This is a genomic window from Nocardia sp. NBC_00508, from assembly GCF_036346875.1.
Classification (GTDB): Bacteria; Actinomycetota; Actinomycetes; order Mycobacteriales; family Mycobacteriaceae; genus Nocardia.
This window is the reverse complement of the sequence record NZ_CP107852.1, coordinates 421,976-436,480: the sequence shown is the minus strand read 5'-3', so window position 1 is coordinate 436,480 and position 14,505 is coordinate 421,976. Positions and strand designations below refer to the sequence as shown.

Here is a 14,505-nt window from a genome sequence, read left to right as displayed (position 1 = left end):
GATCGTGGCAGCCGGGAGCAACCTGTCAGGCGGCCGCCTGTGAGCGGGAAAGGGTGATCGTGGTGGCGCACATGACGAGGACCGCGATGCCGGTGATGACGAGGCCCATGGTGTTGGTGCGCAATCTTTCGTCCAGCACGGTGATACCGATGAAGGCGGCGGCCAGCGGTTCGGCGATCGTCACCGCGGGCAGCGACGCGGCCAGCGGCCCGGCCTGGAAGGCGCGCTGCTGGAGGTAGACGCCGGTGCCGCCCGCCGCGATGAGCGCCCAGGTCTGCCAGCCGCCGAGCACCTGGCCGAGACCGTGCTCGAACAGGTCGGTGACGTAGGAGGTGAGCGCGGCGGCCAGACCGAACAGCGAGCCGCTCGCCGCGCCGAGCAGCATCCCACGCCATGCCGGGTCGTCCGCGGCGAGACCGGCAACCGTGGCGGCGGCGATCAGGCCGAGCAGAATGCCCAGCGGTAGCAGCCAATCCCGCAGTGGCGCATCCGCATTGCCCGCGGCCGGATTGCCGACGAGCAGGAAGCAGGCCAGCGCGGCGGTGAGCGCCAGCGCGGCCGCCCAGGTGCGGGGTGTGACGCGGCGGTCGTTGAGTCGTGCCGACAACGGCAGCGCGAAGACCAGCGCGCTCACCAGGATCGGCTGCACCAGCAGCACGGCGCCCAGCGCGAGCGCCGCGATCTGCATGGCGTATCCGCCCGTGTCGCCGCCGATGCCCGCCCACCAGCGCGGATTGCGCAGCAGGGAGCGGACCAGGGATTCCCCTTCCGGCACAGCGGCCGCCGCCCGTTGCTGCGCCACCGCGGCGACCGCGAACAGCAGCGCGGCGAGCAGGGCGCAGAGGACGGCCGCGGCCGGATGCGTCACGACCGATCAGTGTGCTCCGCGGTTGCCACGCGGTGGCGGCTGCTGGGATCGCACGGCGCGTCGCCGTGTTCGGCCTGCTGTGTCGCCGGAGGCCTGACCTGCGGCGCGGCGGGAGAACTCGCCCGAGCCAGAGCTCCGGGCGGTGACGGCGTCGGCACTGCGTGCCACGGTATTGCCCGTCGCGGACGTCCCCGCGGCATTCGCGCCGCTGCGGCGAGCTGTCACCGATCCGCTGTCCCGGCTCGCCCCGGAGCGGCTCCCTGACTGGGTGGCGTCATTCGTGCTACGCCGACTGCCCGCGGCCGGCTCCGCGTTCCGCCCCGGCTTCCGCGTTTCCGCGCCGCGCGTCGAAGCGGAGCGACCCGACTGTGTCGCTTCACTCGTGCCACGACCTCCGGTGCTAGTCGGTGCTGCGTGCCGTCCCGGCTTCCGTGTGGTCGTGGCTGACCTCGATGCGGAGCGACCCCCGGATCGTCTCGCGCCAGGGCCACCGCCCGCGATCGGTTCTGCGTTCCGTCCCGGCTTCCGTCGTGTGGGCGTCTCGGCGACCGGCGTCGATGTGGGCGCGGTCGGTGCGGCGACCGGAACGCCGGTCGGGCGGCGCGCGCCGGTGATCGCGATCAGCGTGTGATCGCCGGGACGAACCTCGACCCCGTCGACCTCCACCCCGGCCTTGCGCGCCATCGCCTCGACATCCCGGCGCTCGTCGTCCATCACCAGCGTGACCACCACGCCGTCCTCACCGGCGCGTGCGGTGCGCCCGGCCCGGTGCAGGTAGGCCTTCGGCTCGGCGGGTGGATCGACGTGCACGACCAGGGAGATCCCGTCGACGTGGATGCCGCGCGCGGCGACGTCGGTGGTGACCAGCACCGGCACCGAGCCGTCGGCGAACGCGGCGAGGGTGCGGGTCCGATTGTTCTGCGCCTTGCCGCCGTGCAGCGCGCCCGCGGCGATGCCCGCGCCGCGCAGCTGTTTGGCGAGCCGGTCGGCGCCGTGCTTGGTGCGGACGAACATGATGGTCAGCCCGTCGCGGCCGGCGATCTCGGTGGCGACCGCCCGTTTGGCCACCTTGTCGCGCACGTACAGCAGGTGGTGCGACATCGTGGCGACCGACGCCGACGGCGGCGCGGTCGAGTGCGTGACCGGTGCGCGCAGGTAGCGCTTGACCAGCTTGTCGACGTCGCCGTCCAGCGTGGCGGAGAACAGCAGGCGCTGACCGTCGCTCGGTGTGCGGTCCAGCAGCTTGGTCACCTGCGGCAGGAAGCCCATGTCGGCCATGTGGTCGGCCTCGTCCAGCGCGGTGATCACCACGTCGGACAGGGCGGCGGACCCTTGCGCGATCAGGTCGGCGAGCCGGCCGGGCGTGGCGATGAGCAGGTCGACGCCGCGCGCGAGCCGGTCGGCTTGGCGTTTGATCGGCGCGCCGCCGACCACCGACGCCACGCGCAGGCCGAGCGCAAGCGCCGGTTCGTCGAGCGCCCGCTCGATCTGCGCGGCCAGTTCGCGGGTCGGCACCAGCACGAGTCCGCGTGGCCTGCCCGGCTTGGCCGGAGCGCCCGCCAGGCGGGTGAGCATCGGGAGGCCGAAGGCCAGGGTTTTGCCGGAACCGGTCGGGCCGCGGCCGAGCACGTCCTTGGCGGCCAAGACGTCCGGCACGGTGGCGGCCTGGATCGGGAACGGCATCTCGATGCCGTCGCGCCGCAGTGCCTGCACGAGCACGGCGGGCAGGCCCAGCTCCGCGAAGGTCACGGTGGGCGCCGCGGCGACGGTGGTCGAGGGGGTCACGAGGTGGGGGTGCCTTTCGTCGCACAGCGCGTTCGACGCGGAACTCGCTGTTAGGTGGGATCGAGAGCGGTGCACGATGCGGTTCACCGCGCTGCGGCGCGGCGATCACGCGCCGAGAGTCGAGAGGGGTGCGGCCGACCGGAAGGCCGGGCCGAGTGTCCAGGATACGTGGCCGGGAGTCAGCCGTGGAACAGGCGGCTCAGCTCCACGAGCCAGGGAACGGCCACGGCCAAGGTCGGCACCACCAAGATGGCGGCCGAGCCGAGGTACGCGACGGTCGCGATGCGCACGTCGCCGATCCGGTCGCTGAGCCGCTGGATGCGGATGAGTGTGGTAGGGCCGCCCGCGGCGAGCGCGCCTTGCGGTGCGGTGGACTTCGCGCAGGCGATGAGGGCGCGGGCCAGCGGCTTCGGCCCCGTGACCTTGACGGCGGAATCGTCGGCGAGCAGTTCGATGAGCAGCTTCACCGAGCCGAGCGCCGCCTTGCTGCGCACCACCCGGGGGAATGCCTCGTGCACCGCGGTGAACGCTTCCAGCACCAGATCGTGCCTGGCGCGCAGGTGTGAGCGCTCGTGGCTGACGATCGCGGTGATCTCGGCGTCGGCGAGGTTGGTCAGGGTGCCTTCGCTGAGAACGACGCGCTGGCGCAGACCCGGCAGGCAGTAGGCGATCGGCTCGGTGGCGGCCAGCACCCGGATGTCGGCGGCCCGCCGCCGCGGACCGCTCTGGTCGAGTAGGTCGACCAGCATCCGGTGGCGTGCCCGCCGCCTGCGGGTGTGCACGCCGACCCGGACGATCGCGTAGATCAGCCGCCCACCGATCAGCAGCGTGAGCGCGAACACGAACACGTACGCCGACCACAGGGGCAGGCCGAGCGCGTCGATCTCGCGCGTCGGCGAGGTGGTCGGGCGACCGTCCGGGCCGGGCACGAGCAGCTCGGCGGCGATGGCCAATCCGGAGCCGAACGCGCTGAGCACGGCGGCGAGCGCGATGGCCTGCCAGAGCACGAGCGCTGCGCGGGGCGTCCGGTAGGTCCAGGTCGCCCGGCTGAGCAAGGCCGGGGCAGGCCCCGCGAGAAGCAATGCGAGTCCGGCGAAGACCGGCGCGGTTGCGTTCATCGACTCAGCTCACTGCGTTGTGGGGCCAGGGCGCCCGAGGAGTCTACTGCGGCGGCGGTGCCGAACCCTCCTCGGTTGCTTCGAGCTTAGCGAGTGCTTCCCGTAGCGCGGCAGCCTCATCCTTGCCGACCTGTTCCACGAAGTGCACGAGCGCGGCGGCGCGGCTGCCCGCCTCCTCGGCCTGTTGCAGCGCGTCGAACATCAGGCTGGCCACGAGCTCGTCGCGGGTGTGCACCGGCGCGTAGCGGTGGGCGCGGTCGTCGCGCCGCTGGACCACGAGGTTCTTCTTCGCCAGACGTTGCAGCACGGTCATCACCGTGGTGTACGCGAGCTCACGGCGTGCGGCGAGCGCCTCGTGCACCTGCCGGACCGTCTGTGGTTCGTCGGCCGACCACAACTGGTCCATGACCGCTTTCTCGAGTTCACCAAGACCTGCCATCCCACAATCTTAGGTACTCAACGACGCCGATGCGTACTACAGGGTGTCGTAACTATGAAGTAGCTGGTGTGGCATTTCTCATAGGCGTGGCTCCCGGCCCCGCGTAGTCCGGTCCGCCTGCCTTTCCACGCACATGCCTTGCGCCGATCGGCACGATCATCGGCCGGCCCGAGACCGGGTCCTCGAACACGGTGGCGTCCAGCGCGAAGACCTCGCGCAGCAGCTCGACCGACATCACCTCGGCCGGCGCGCCGGTGGCGACGACGCGTCCGGCGTGCATGACCACCAGCTGGTCGCTGTAGCGGATCGCGAGGTTCAGATCGTGCAACACCATGACCACGGTGCGCCCCAGATCGGCGTGCAGCCGGTCGACCAGGTCGAGCACCTCGATCGAATGCGCCAGATCGAGGTAGGTGGTCGGCTCGTCGAGCAGGAGGATGTCGGTGCCCTGGGCCAGCGCCATAGAGATCCAGGCGCGCTGGCGTTGTCCGCCGGACAGTTCGTCTAGCGCGCGGTCGGCCAGATCGGCGATGCCGGTGTGTTCCAGCGCGGTCGTCACCTCCGCTTCGTCCGCGGCCGACCACTGCCGGAACCAGGACTGGTGCGGGTGGCGTCCGCGGGCGACGAGATCGGCGACGGTGAGTCCTTCCGGAGCGACCGGCGATTGCGGAAGCATGCCTATGATGCGAGCGACGTCCTTGGTCCGCATCGTCGAAATGGCCTTGCCGTCCAACAGGACTCGGCCTTCCCGCGGCCGCAGCAGGCGGCCGAGCGAGCGCAGCAGCGTGGACTTTCCGCAGCCGTTCGGTCCGATCACCGTGGTGATCACGCCGGGCGCGATGTCCAGACTCAGCCCGTTGACGATCACCCGTTCCCCGTAGCCGAGGGTGACGCCGTCGGCGCCGAGCCGGTGCTCCAATGCGTCGGTCTGCTCCCTGGTATCGGGAGTGGTGTCTGCGATCGTCATGACAGCGTCGCCTTCCGGTTCATACGCACGAGCAGATACAGCAGGAACGGGCCGCCGAACAGCGCGGTCACGACACCGACCGGAAGATCGACGGGGAACACCGTGCGCGACGCGACATCCGCGCCGACCACCAGCATCGCGCCGACCAGGGCCGAGCCGACGAGCGGTTCGCCGGGGGTGCGCAGGAGGCGTCGCGCGATCTGCGGCGCGGTGAGGGCGATGAAGCCGACCGGCCCGGCGGCGGCGGTGGCCACCGACGCGGCGACCACGGCGGCGCCGATCAGCACGGCCTGCTGGGTCTGGATCCGCACGCCGAGCGCACGCGTGGTCTCCGCGCCGAGGCGCAGTGCGGCGAGCGTGCGGGCGGAGCCGAGTGCTACGACGGCGACGGCGGCCACCGCGATCACCGTCGGCCCCAGATGCGCGGAGTCGGCCGAGTTCAGCGATCCGGTCAGCCACAGCTGCGCGCGCTGGGCGTCCGCCAGGCTTGCGCGGGTGAGCTGCGCGTTGATGCCCGCCAGCAGCAGTGCGTTCACGCCGACGCCGATCAGCACCAGCCGCAGCCCGGTAGCGCCGCGTTCACCGGAGGGGCTGCGCCCCCAGGCGAGCAGGTAGATGGCCACCGCGGTGAGCAGGCCGCCGGCCAGCGCGGCCAGCGGCGTGCCCACCGTGGCGGCCAGTCCGGTGCTCGCGCCGCCGCCGGCGACCATCATGGCTACCGCGCCCAGGCTCGCCCCGGAGGTGATGCCCAGCATGTCCGGCGCGGCCAGCGGGTTGTGCAGGATGGACTGGGTGAGCGCGCCCGCGAGGCCGAGCGCGAGACCGACCATCAGCGCGATGAGCGCGCGCGGCAACCGTGATTCCAGCACGATGAACCGCTGCGCTTTGGTGCCGCCTCCGGTCAGCACGTCCAGCACGCGCCCGAGCGGCAGATGTGACTCGCCGACCGCGATGTCGAGGCACAGCAGTCCGAGCGTGATCGCGGTGAGCGCCGTGACGATCAGCAGCATCGCCGGCTGCAGCACCATCGACACCGGACCAACGCGCAGGGCGGGCCGTGCGCTCGTGGTTTGCAGCGAAACCGTCACAGGACCACCGACTTCCGCGACAGCATCGACGGCCTCCTGACCCGACCGGGCGGCTTCCTCGTTGTTCGCAACGAAACCGTCACAGGGTCATCAACTTTCGCAGCATCGTCAACAGTGAGCCAACGGCGGGTCGCTCGTAAGTTGTTCGGCATGCGGTCCGCACGGGCTTCCCGAACTTCCGCGGCGCCATCGACAGCGACCCGCGGCATCGGCCGCGCGCTCATGGTTCGCAGCGAAATGGTCACAGGCTGACCAGCTTCCGTCGCCGAACGAACGCGAGGAAGAACGGCGCGCCGAGCGCGGCGAGCATCACCCCGACCTCCAGCTCGCCCGGCCGGACCACTAGGCGGCCGACGATATCGGCGATCAGCAGCAGCAACGCGCCGATGAGGCCGGAATAGGGAATCAGCCAGCGATAGTCCGGTCCCGTGACGGTCCGCGCGAGATGCGGGACGGCAAGGCCGAGGAACGCGATCGGCCCCACCGCCGCCGTGGCCGCGCCCGCCAGCAGCACGATGGCCGCCAGTCCGAGCGCCCGGCTGCGGCCGACGTGCACGCCGAGCCCGCGCGCGACCTCGTCGCCGAGGCCGATCAGATTCAGTCCCGGCGCCGCCACCACGGCGAGCAGCATGCCGCCCAGCAGAAACGGAAGCACTTGCCAGAACACCTCGGCGTCGCGGCCCGCGACTGTACCGACCACCCAGAACCGGTAGGCGTCCAGCGCCGACGCGTCCAACAGCACGAGGGCGTTCGTCATCGCCTGCAGGAACGCGGTCACCGCGGCGCCCGCGAGCACCAGGCTCAACGGGCTCGCCTTCCCGCCGCCCACTGCCGAGGCCCCGAACACCACGAGCCCGGCGAGCAGCGCTCCGGCGAACGCGAACCAGATGTACTGCTCGGGTGCGCTGAACGAGAACAGGTACACGCTCAGTGCCGCGAGGAAGGCGGCGCCCGCATTGAGGCCGAGCAATCCGGCGTCGGCGAGCGGGTTGCGGGTGTATCCCTGGATGAGCGCGCCTGCGATGCCCAGCGCCGCCCCGCAGACCAGCGCCAGCGCGGTCCGAGGAAGACGCAGGCCGCGCACGATCTGTGCTTCGGTCGAACCGGCCGCACAGGTGAAGGCTCCGCCCGGGCAGGTGAGCGCATGCTGCACGGCGTCGTACACGGTTCCCGGCGCGAGCGAGCGTGCGCCGACCGCGATACCGGCCACCACGGCGAGCAGCAGCAGGGCGGTCACGGCGAGGAGCCCGGAGAGTCGACGCCGCCTCACGGTGGCAAGGGAGGTCACGGCGACGAACTGCTCCTGGAATCGGCGGTACGGTTGCTAGGTCTGGTAAGCCTAACCTATCTTTCGCTATCGACAGTGCACGGCCGAATGCCCGGCGCGCATCGCGACGGAGCCGATTCCCGAGGAGGTTCGATGACCGAGCTCATCACCACGCCCCATCGCTCGACGATGGCGTTCGGACGCGCCTGCGCCCGGCTCCGCGCGCTGCAACCGGAGCATCCGCGGGTCTACGCCGTGGCGGCGATGGCGGAGCAGGGCAAGCGGCGCTGGTGGCGGCTGTCGGACGGCGTGCGCGAAGGGCGCGTCGAACTCATGTACCGGCGTCATGCGGCGGAGATGATCAGTGCCGACATCGCCGCGGAAGTGGTTGCGACAGCGCTGATTCACGCGATCGCCGGGCGGGTGGTCGCGCTGCTCGTCGCGGAGGGGCGGGCCTGGGACCCCGGCCTGGAGAACCTCTGGATCCACACCGACAACGACGGTGGTGTCGATTGGGCGGGCTTGTCGGATCCGACGATTCGGGTGCTGGACGGCGATCCGCTCGCGGGCGAGCCGGGCGTGGTCGCCTTGCCCTGCGCGGAGGCGATGTATGTCTGGCTCGCGCATCGCTGTGAGTCCGCGCTGACGATCGTGCAGGAGAACATGGCGCGCTGTTCCGGATTGAGTCGCCGCCGGTTCTGGTCGCTCGTCGTCGAATCCATCGCGGGCGCTTCGACTTACGTACCGGATCTCGCGCGGACCGATTCGGCCGCCGGCGCGCAACGCGGCCGAGGGTTGCTGGCGGCCATGGGGGAGCGCGGACTTCCGGTGCGCCGCTCGGGCTATTGCGTAGTTAGGTACCTGACCTATACTGTGGTCGGCGTACGGATCGTGCGAGAGTCCCGAGGGCTGCGGCGACCCCCGATCCCGTGCCGCGACGGGCTCCACCCACCGGTGGGGCCCGTCGCTCTGTTCCGGTGTGAACTTTGTCGCGGCGCCCTGCTCTGGCGTGCCGTGCGACCCCAGGTCTACGCTGACGCCGACACGAACGGGAAACCCGCTGACACAAGGACATTCGTCGTCCGAGCAGGCGTCGGTCGGCCATCGGCGCATCGCGGACCCGCCCGGTACCGTGTCGCGATCATCGGTGCGCAGTGCCGCGCACCGCATCCGAGTCGTCGGCGAGGCCGTGCGTGATCGGGCGGGCCTCCGCCGCGACTCACCGGTAGTCCGAGGGGTTGTGCCTTGCCCAGCATCAGAGCGTCCCGTTTCCGTTCGATCGCAGCCGTCTCGGCCGCCGCGGCAGTGCTCGTCATTCCCGCCTGCGGGGGTGGCGAGCAGCCGGAACTACACAGCCGTGTGGATATCCCCGGCAGCGCGCACGTCGCACCGCACTGGGACTACGACGCGGAGGGGCCCGACCATTGGGCCGACCTCGACCGGGACTATCTGGCCTGCAAGAGCGGCCACCAGCAGTCACCCATCGACCTGCCGAGCCACGCACGACTCGAGCCGTCCGAGCACATCACCGTCGACTACCACTCGGTGCCCGAGCTGGCCCTGGTGAACAACGGGCACACCGTGCAGGCAAACCTCCCGGCGGACAATGGGAATCGCATCGTGGTCGACGGTACGCCGTTCGACCTGGCGCAGTTCCATTTCCATCTGCCGAGCGAGCACACGGTGGACGGGGCGGGCGCGACGATGGAAGTGCACTTCGTGCACAAGAGCGCGGCGGGTAAGTCGGCCGTGCTCGGTGTGCTCATGCAAGCCACGCCGGACCCTTCGGCCTTCGACCCGATCCTCGCGTTCGCGCCGCAGGCGGTGGACGCCGAGATCACCGTTACCGGCCCGGTCGACCTGCGCGCGCTACTGCCCGGTGTCGTCGACCAGTTCCGGTATCAGGGCTCGCTGACCACGCCACCGTGCAGTGAAGGCGTGTCCTGGACGGTGCTCGGCAATCCGGTACCGGTGGCAGCGGCCGACGCGGACCGGTACCGCACGCTGTTCGCGCACAGCAACCGGCCGACCCAGCCGTTGAACGGGCGGACGGTCACGCTGGCGGGCGGGTGAGGCCGCTGCGGCCCGCGCTCCCCGCTATGCGACAGTGAACGCATGACACAGCAGGAAACCCAGGAATTCGGCTCGCTGGCGAATGTCACTCCGGAGGAGATGACGACGATCAGCGAAGGCACCTTCGCCGACCTGATCGGCCTGCGCTACACCGAAATGACCCCCGACCGGGTGCGCGGCGAGTGGGTCGTCAAGCCGCACCTCTACCAGCCCGCCGGTATCCAGAACGGTGGTGTGTACTGCACCGTCATCGAAACGCTCGCCAGCATCGCGGCCGGGATCTGGTTCGGTGACCAGGGCACGGTGGTCGGCGTCAACAACAACACCGACTTCCTGCGCGCGGTGCGCGAAGGCACGCTGACCGGCGAGGCGACGCCGCTGCATCGCGGCAGGCTCCAGCAGCTGTGGCAGGTCGTCATCACAGACGAGCAGGGCCGCACCGTCGCGCGCGGGCAGGTGCGGTTGCAGAATCTGCCGCACCGTTCCTGAGTACGCTCGTCCGGCGAGGACGGAACCGGCGTGCCAGAATGTCCGTCACCCCACTGCGACCCGGTGAGGAGCCCGGATGCGACTGTCACCGCACGAACAGGAGCGCCTGCTGCTCAGCTACGCCGCCGAGCTGGCCCGGCGCAGGCAAGCGCGCGGACTGAAGCTGAACCATCCCGAGGCGGTCGCGCTGATCACCGACCACGTACTCGAGGGCGCACGCGACGGCCGTACGGTCGCCGAGCTGATGTCCTCGGGGCGGACGGTGCTCACCCGCGCCGACGTGATGGAGGGTGTGCCGGAGATGATTCCCGACGTCCAGGTCGAGGCGACCTTCCCGGACGGCACCAAGCTCGTCACCGTCCACCACCCGATCGGCTAGGACGACGGCATGATTCCCGGTGAATATTTCTGCGCCGAGGGCGTCGTCGAACTGAATTCCGGCGCGGACCGAATCGAGCTCGCGGTGATCAATACCGGCGACCGGCCGGTGCAGGTCGGCAGCCATGTGCACTTCCCGCAGGCGAACGCGGCGCTGGACTTCGACCGCGCCGCCGCGCACGGCCGTCGGCTCGACATCCCGGCCGGGACCGCGGTGCGCTTCGAACCGGGGCTCGCCCAGCGGGTTTCGCTGGTCCCGCTGGGCGGAACCCGCGAGGTGCACGGCATCGGCCTGACCCCGCCCGGGCGCTTGGACAGACCGACATGAGCGGTCTCGGCCCGATCGCAGCCGATGAACGCCGAGGCCGGGCTCCGGAAAGCCGTGCGTCCACCCGAGCCGAGCGGCGGCAGCCCCGCTGTCCGGGTTGCAGACGGGATGGCGCCCTGACAGGTGAGTACCGCCGGACCGACGACCGGAGGGCGGGCCGAGTCGGCGGGCGCGGAACCCGGTCCTCGGCCGGACATTCCGATGACCAGAGGTGGATGTCGGCGCACTTCGGCATGGTCCGGGCAATTCGCGGATCTTCGGCAGGCGGCTCGGGAGGTAGGACGCGATGAGTGAACTCAGCCGGGCGCGGTATGCCGAACTGTTCGGGCCGACGACCGGGGACCGGATCAGGTTGGCCGACACCGATCTGCTGATCGAGATCACCGAGGACCGCGGCGGCGGACCGGGGCGGGCCGGTGACGAGGCCGTGTTCGGCGGCGGCAAAGTGCTGCGCGAATCCATGGGCCAGTCGCGCGCGACCCGCGCCGAGGGCGCTCCCGACACCGTGATCACCGGCGTGGTGATCATCGATCATTGGGGAATCATCAAGGCAGACGTCGGCATTCGCGACGGACGGATCAGCGCCATCGGGAAGGCGGGTAACCCCGACACGATGACCGGCGTGCACCCGGACCTGGTCGTCGGCCCGTCCACCGAGATCATCGCGGGTAACGGACGAATCCTCACCGCGGGCGCCATCGACTGTCACGTGCACTTCATCTGCCCGCAGCTGATGGACGAGGCGCTCGGCGGCGGCATCACCACACTCATCGGCGGCGGCACCGGCCCCGCCGAGGGCAGCAAGGCGACCACCGTGACGCCGGGCGCGTGGCATCTGGCGCGGATGCTGGAGGCCACCGACGGCTGGCCGGTGAACATCGTGCTGCTCGGCAAGGGCAATACCGTCAGCGCCGCGGCGATGTGGGAGCAATTGCGCGGCGGCGCATCGGGTTTCAAGCTGCACGAGGACTGGGGCTCGACGCCCGCCGCGATCGACGCCTGCCTCACCGTCGCCGACGCCGCGGGCGTGCAGGTGGCGCTGCACTCGGACACGTTGAACGAGGCCGGTTTCGTCGAAGACACCCTCGCGGCGATCGCGGGCCGCGGCATCCATGCCTACCACACCGAGGGTGCGGGCGGTGGGCACGCGCCCGACATCATCACCGTCGCTTCGCATCTCAACGTGCTGCCCAGTTCCACCAACCCGACCCGCCCGCACACCGTGAACACTCTCGACGAGCACCTGGACATGCTCATGGTGTGCCATCACCTGAGCGCCTCGATCCCGGAGGATCTCGCGTTCGCCGAAAGCCGCATCCGCCCGTCCACCATCGCGGCGGAGGATCTGCTGCACGATCTCGGCGCCATCTCGATGATCGGCAGTGACTCGCAGGCCATGGGCCGCATCGGCGAGGTGGTGCTGCGCACCTGGCAGACCGCGCACGTGATGAAACGCCGCCGCGGCCCGCTGCCCGGCGACGGCGCGGCCGACAACGCCCGCGTCCAGCGCTATATCGCGAAATACACCATCTGCCCGGCTATCGCGCACGGCCTCGACCACGAGATCGGCTCGGTCGAGGTGGGCAAGCTCGCCGACCTGGTGCTGTGGGAGCCTGCGTTCTTCGGCGTCCGCCCGCACGCCGTGCTCAAAGGCGGCGCGATCGCCTGGGCCGCGATGGGCGACGCCAACGCCTCCATCCCGACTCCGCAGCCGGTGCTGCCGCGCCCGATGTTCGGCGCGGCCCCCGCGAGCACCGCCGCGACGTCCCTCCACTTCGTCTCCGAGCAAGCGATCGAGGACGGACTAGCCGAGCGGCTGCGAGTCCAGCGCAAACTCGTGCCGGTCCGCAACGTCCGTCACATCACGAAGACGGACATGCCCAACAACGACGCCATGCCCCACATCGAAGTCGACCCGGACACCTTCACCGTCCGCATCGACGGCGAGGTCTGGCGCGAACAACCCGCCACCGAACTCCCCATGGCCCAGCGCTACTTCCTGTTCTGACTCGCGGCGAGCGGCACACGGCTGCATCGGGACACCCTCGAAGTCGTTGTCGCGGAGTCGAGCCGGACGAGATCGTGAACGATCAGACCGGGGTTGACGGATTCGAAATCATCGCAGCTCGGACAGCATTGGGGTGTAGCGGACTTCATTAGACTGGATCCAGTGATCCGAGAGTTTGTCGCACTTCCGGCAGATGCGGTAGAGCGTCCTGACGAAGTTCGGCACTACCTTCTATCTCAGCGCTCCCGCCCACCCACCGAGGAGGACCACGTCCTCAGCTTGAACGCAGCGCTCGTGGGGTGGAACAAGGTTGCTACAAGCAGGCGGCGGCCGGACTATTCGGTGCAATGGGCCATCACGGGCGATACCGTCCAAGTGTGGATGCCGGATCATGTCGTCGCCGGTTTACTCGAGATCGTCAAGGATGTGATCCGGCCGGGCGCGGCACTGTATGACGCCGACAACGACCAGCTGACCTTCCTCGGTCGGCGCTACCTGGTGGAGGTGGACATCGGCGGCGTGCACAGACGTTCGTCGCTCGTTCTAGAAGAGCTGCACGACTGGATCCCTCGGCTGCACCAGCTGGCTTCGACGCCGTTCCTGATTGTCGGCAGGCGCGACGATTCCGCCAGCTTCGTCCAAACCTACCGTGGATCCCCGCTCGATCCGGACTGCGAGACACCCACCTACACTTTGGAATTCGCCGATGGCTCACCGGATCGGCTGTACACGACCGAACTCGACGATCCCGCATGGGTCGCCGACCTCATCTGGGACTGGATCGAGGACCGATGGGACCGCCTGTACCGACTTTCCTGGCAGCGGTACGGCACCCGGGGAATGGTGCCGGTGATGTCGTTGCGGGACGAGCTGAACCACGTGACATGATCGATCGCCTGCTCATAGATCCTGCCAGCAGTGTGCCGAGTACGGACTTCGGATCCCCCGAACCCCCTGCTGAGAATGCAGTCGACAGACTCTCTATCCGAACCGGTGCTCCTCGACCGATGTGCTCAGGCCCGTACCGTTGAGGTCCAGATACAGCAGGCGCTCGGTGATGGACAGGGTGACGGTGTTGCGACGTTCGATCGCCGCGACGGCGGAATCGATGAAATCGCGATCGAAGCTGTAGAGGGGAATCGCCTCGGCGTGATGGATCCGCTTGCCGGTGAGTTGCGCCAGTACCTTGGCGGGGTCGCGATGGGTATAGATGGCGACGCGTTCGGCCAGTTTGCTGCCTCGGTGCACCCGCTCCGCCTCGGGTGCGCCGACTTCGATCCAGGCCGTGACGCGTCCGGTGAGGTCGCGTACCAGCACCGCGGGCTCGTCAGTGGAGGAAACGCCGCCGTCACTGAAGGTGATGCCCTCCTCATACTCGAGGCAGTACGCCAGCAGCCGCGTCAGCATGAACTCGGCTGTTTCGGACGGGTGGCGCGCTACCCGCAACTCCAGCTCCTGATAGACGCCACGGTCGACGTCGGCCAGGTGGACGGCGAAGTTGTGCAGTGTCGCGCTGAGGGCCATAGGAGCAGGAGCTTAGTGCCATCATCGGCACTGTCTTCGCGGTGGCTATGAACTTCTGGCTGCGCACCGCACTGCCACCCACGAGGCGAGGCCGGTCGGCACGCACCGAACTCGGCGCCGCCACGAGGACCAGTCCCGCACGAACAGTCGGTATCAGGCTTTCGGGCCGGGTA

Annotated in this window: 15 protein-coding genes; 7 read left to right on the top strand and 8 right to left on the bottom strand. The window is 69.7% G+C overall.

What is annotated here, in order from left to right:
• Positions 1-25 precede the first annotated feature (25 nt).
• From OHA40_RS01810 to OHA40_RS01780, 7 genes are all read right to left on the bottom strand, one after another.
• Positions 26-868 carry a DMT family transporter gene (locus tag OHA40_RS01810; RefSeq protein ID WP_330231325.1) on the bottom strand — a complete coding sequence of 281 codons (843 nt, stop codon included), beginning with the start codon at positions 866-868 and terminating at the stop codon, positions 26-28.
• Positions 869-874: 6 nt separating this feature from the next.
• Positions 875-2,653: a DEAD/DEAH box helicase gene (locus OHA40_RS34615; RefSeq protein ID WP_442943892.1), complete on the bottom strand. Its 1,779-nt coding sequence runs from the start codon at positions 2,651-2,653 to the stop codon at positions 875-877.
• 179 nt (positions 2,654-2,832) lie between these two features.
• Positions 2,833-3,771, bottom strand: a complete 939-nt coding sequence (locus OHA40_RS01800) for a M56 family metallopeptidase (protein ID WP_330231324.1) — start codon at positions 3,769-3,771, stop codon at positions 2,833-2,835.
• A 43-nt stretch (positions 3,772-3,814) separates the two neighbouring features.
• Complete coding sequence (locus tag OHA40_RS01795; RefSeq protein ID WP_330231323.1) at positions 3,815-4,210, bottom strand: BlaI/MecI/CopY family transcriptional regulator; 396 nt, start codon at positions 4,208-4,210, stop codon at positions 3,815-3,817.
• A 52-nt stretch (positions 4,211-4,262) separates the two neighbouring features.
• Positions 4,263-5,177 carry an ABC transporter ATP-binding protein gene (locus OHA40_RS01790; protein ID WP_330231322.1) on the bottom strand — a complete coding sequence of 305 codons (915 nt, stop codon included), beginning with the start codon at positions 5,175-5,177 and terminating at the stop codon, positions 4,263-4,265.
• Complete coding sequence (locus OHA40_RS01785) at positions 5,174-6,265, bottom strand: FecCD family ABC transporter permease (RefSeq protein ID WP_330231321.1); 1,092 nt, start codon at positions 6,263-6,265, stop codon at positions 5,174-5,176. Before OHA40_RS01785 ends, OHA40_RS01790 begins: the two co-directional genes overlap by 4 nt.
• A 241-nt stretch (positions 6,266-6,506) precedes the next feature.
• On the bottom strand, positions 6,507-7,553 hold the full coding sequence (locus tag OHA40_RS01780; protein WP_330231320.1) for a FecCD family ABC transporter permease: 1,047 nt from the start codon (positions 7,551-7,553) through the stop codon (positions 6,507-6,509).
• Between the two features lie 132 nt (positions 7,554-7,685).
• On the opposite strand from OHA40_RS01780, the gene OHA40_RS01775 reads away from it, so the two are divergent.
• The 7 genes from OHA40_RS01775 to OHA40_RS01745 all read left to right on the top strand — a co-directional run bounded on the left by OHA40_RS01775 (position 7,686) and on the right by OHA40_RS01745 (position 13,696).
• Positions 7,686-8,729 (top strand): hypothetical protein, encoded by a 1,044-nt coding sequence (locus OHA40_RS01775; protein WP_330231319.1) that lies wholly within the window; start codon positions 7,686-7,688, stop codon positions 8,727-8,729.
• 48 nt (positions 8,730-8,777) lie between these two features.
• Positions 8,778-9,605 (top strand): carbonic anhydrase, encoded by an 828-nt coding sequence (locus tag OHA40_RS01770; protein ID WP_330231318.1) that lies wholly within the window; start codon positions 8,778-8,780, stop codon positions 9,603-9,605.
• 99 nt (positions 9,606-9,704) lie between these two features.
• Complete coding sequence (locus tag OHA40_RS01765) at positions 9,705-10,094, top strand: PaaI family thioesterase (RefSeq protein ID WP_330234493.1); 390 nt, start codon at positions 9,705-9,707, stop codon at positions 10,092-10,094.
• A 76-nt stretch (positions 10,095-10,170) separates the two neighbouring features.
• Positions 10,171-10,473, top strand: coding sequence for an urease subunit gamma (locus tag OHA40_RS01760; protein ID WP_040778027.1), 303 nt, complete (start codon positions 10,171-10,173; stop codon positions 10,471-10,473).
• Positions 10,474-10,482: 9 nt separating this feature from the next.
• Positions 10,483-10,800 (top strand): urease subunit beta, encoded by a 318-nt coding sequence (locus tag OHA40_RS01755; protein WP_330231317.1) that lies wholly within the window; start codon positions 10,483-10,485, stop codon positions 10,798-10,800.
• A 286-nt stretch (positions 10,801-11,086) separates the two neighbouring features.
• The gene (locus OHA40_RS01750; RefSeq protein ID WP_330231316.1) at positions 11,087-12,808 is read left to right on the top strand and encodes an urease subunit alpha; all 1,722 of its coding nucleotides are present in this window, start codon (positions 11,087-11,089) and stop codon (positions 12,806-12,808) included.
• Positions 12,809-13,189: 381 nt separating this feature from the next.
• Positions 13,190-13,696, top strand: a complete 507-nt coding sequence (locus OHA40_RS01745; protein ID WP_330231315.1) for a hypothetical protein — start codon at positions 13,190-13,192, stop codon at positions 13,694-13,696.
• A gap of 93 nt (positions 13,697-13,789) precedes the next feature.
• On the opposite strand, the gene OHA40_RS01740 is transcribed toward OHA40_RS01745, so the two are convergent.
• Positions 13,790-14,332 (bottom strand): YaeQ family protein, encoded by a 543-nt coding sequence (locus OHA40_RS01740; RefSeq protein ID WP_330231314.1) that lies wholly within the window; start codon positions 14,330-14,332, stop codon positions 13,790-13,792.
• Positions 14,333-14,505 lie beyond the last annotated feature (173 nt).

What these genes read in the sequence shown, in the direction of transcription:
- OHA40_RS01800 (WP_330231324.1), bottom strand. Translation starts at nt 3,771, where the DNA reads ATGAACGCAACCGCGCCGGTCTTCGCCGGACTCGCATTGCTTCTCGCG.
- OHA40_RS01795 (WP_330231323.1), bottom strand. Translation starts at nt 4,210, where the DNA reads ATGGCAGGTCTTGGTGAACTCGAGAAAGCGGTCATGGACCAGTTGTGG.
- OHA40_RS01790 (WP_330231322.1), bottom strand. Translation starts at nt 5,177, where the DNA reads ATGACGATCGCAGACACCACTCCCGATACCAGGGAGCAGACCGACGCA.
- OHA40_RS01775 (WP_330231319.1), top strand. Translation starts at nt 7,686, where the DNA reads ATGACCGAGCTCATCACCACGCCCCATCGCTCGACGATGGCGTTCGGA.
- OHA40_RS01765 (WP_330234493.1), top strand. Translation starts at nt 9,705, where the DNA reads ATGACGACGATCAGCGAAGGCACCTTCGCCGACCTGATCGGCCTGCGC.
- OHA40_RS01760 (WP_040778027.1), top strand. Translation starts at nt 10,171, where the DNA reads ATGCGACTGTCACCGCACGAACAGGAGCGCCTGCTGCTCAGCTACGCC.
- OHA40_RS01755 (WP_330231317.1), top strand. Translation starts at nt 10,483, where the DNA reads ATGATTCCCGGTGAATATTTCTGCGCCGAGGGCGTCGTCGAACTGAAT.
- OHA40_RS01750 (WP_330231316.1), top strand. Translation starts at nt 11,087, where the DNA reads ATGAGTGAACTCAGCCGGGCGCGGTATGCCGAACTGTTCGGGCCGACG.
- OHA40_RS01745 (WP_330231315.1), top strand. Translation starts at nt 13,190, where the DNA reads ATGCCGGATCATGTCGTCGCCGGTTTACTCGAGATCGTCAAGGATGTG.
- OHA40_RS01740 (WP_330231314.1), bottom strand. Translation starts at nt 14,332, where the DNA reads ATGGCCCTCAGCGCGACACTGCACAACTTCGCCGTCCACCTGGCCGAC.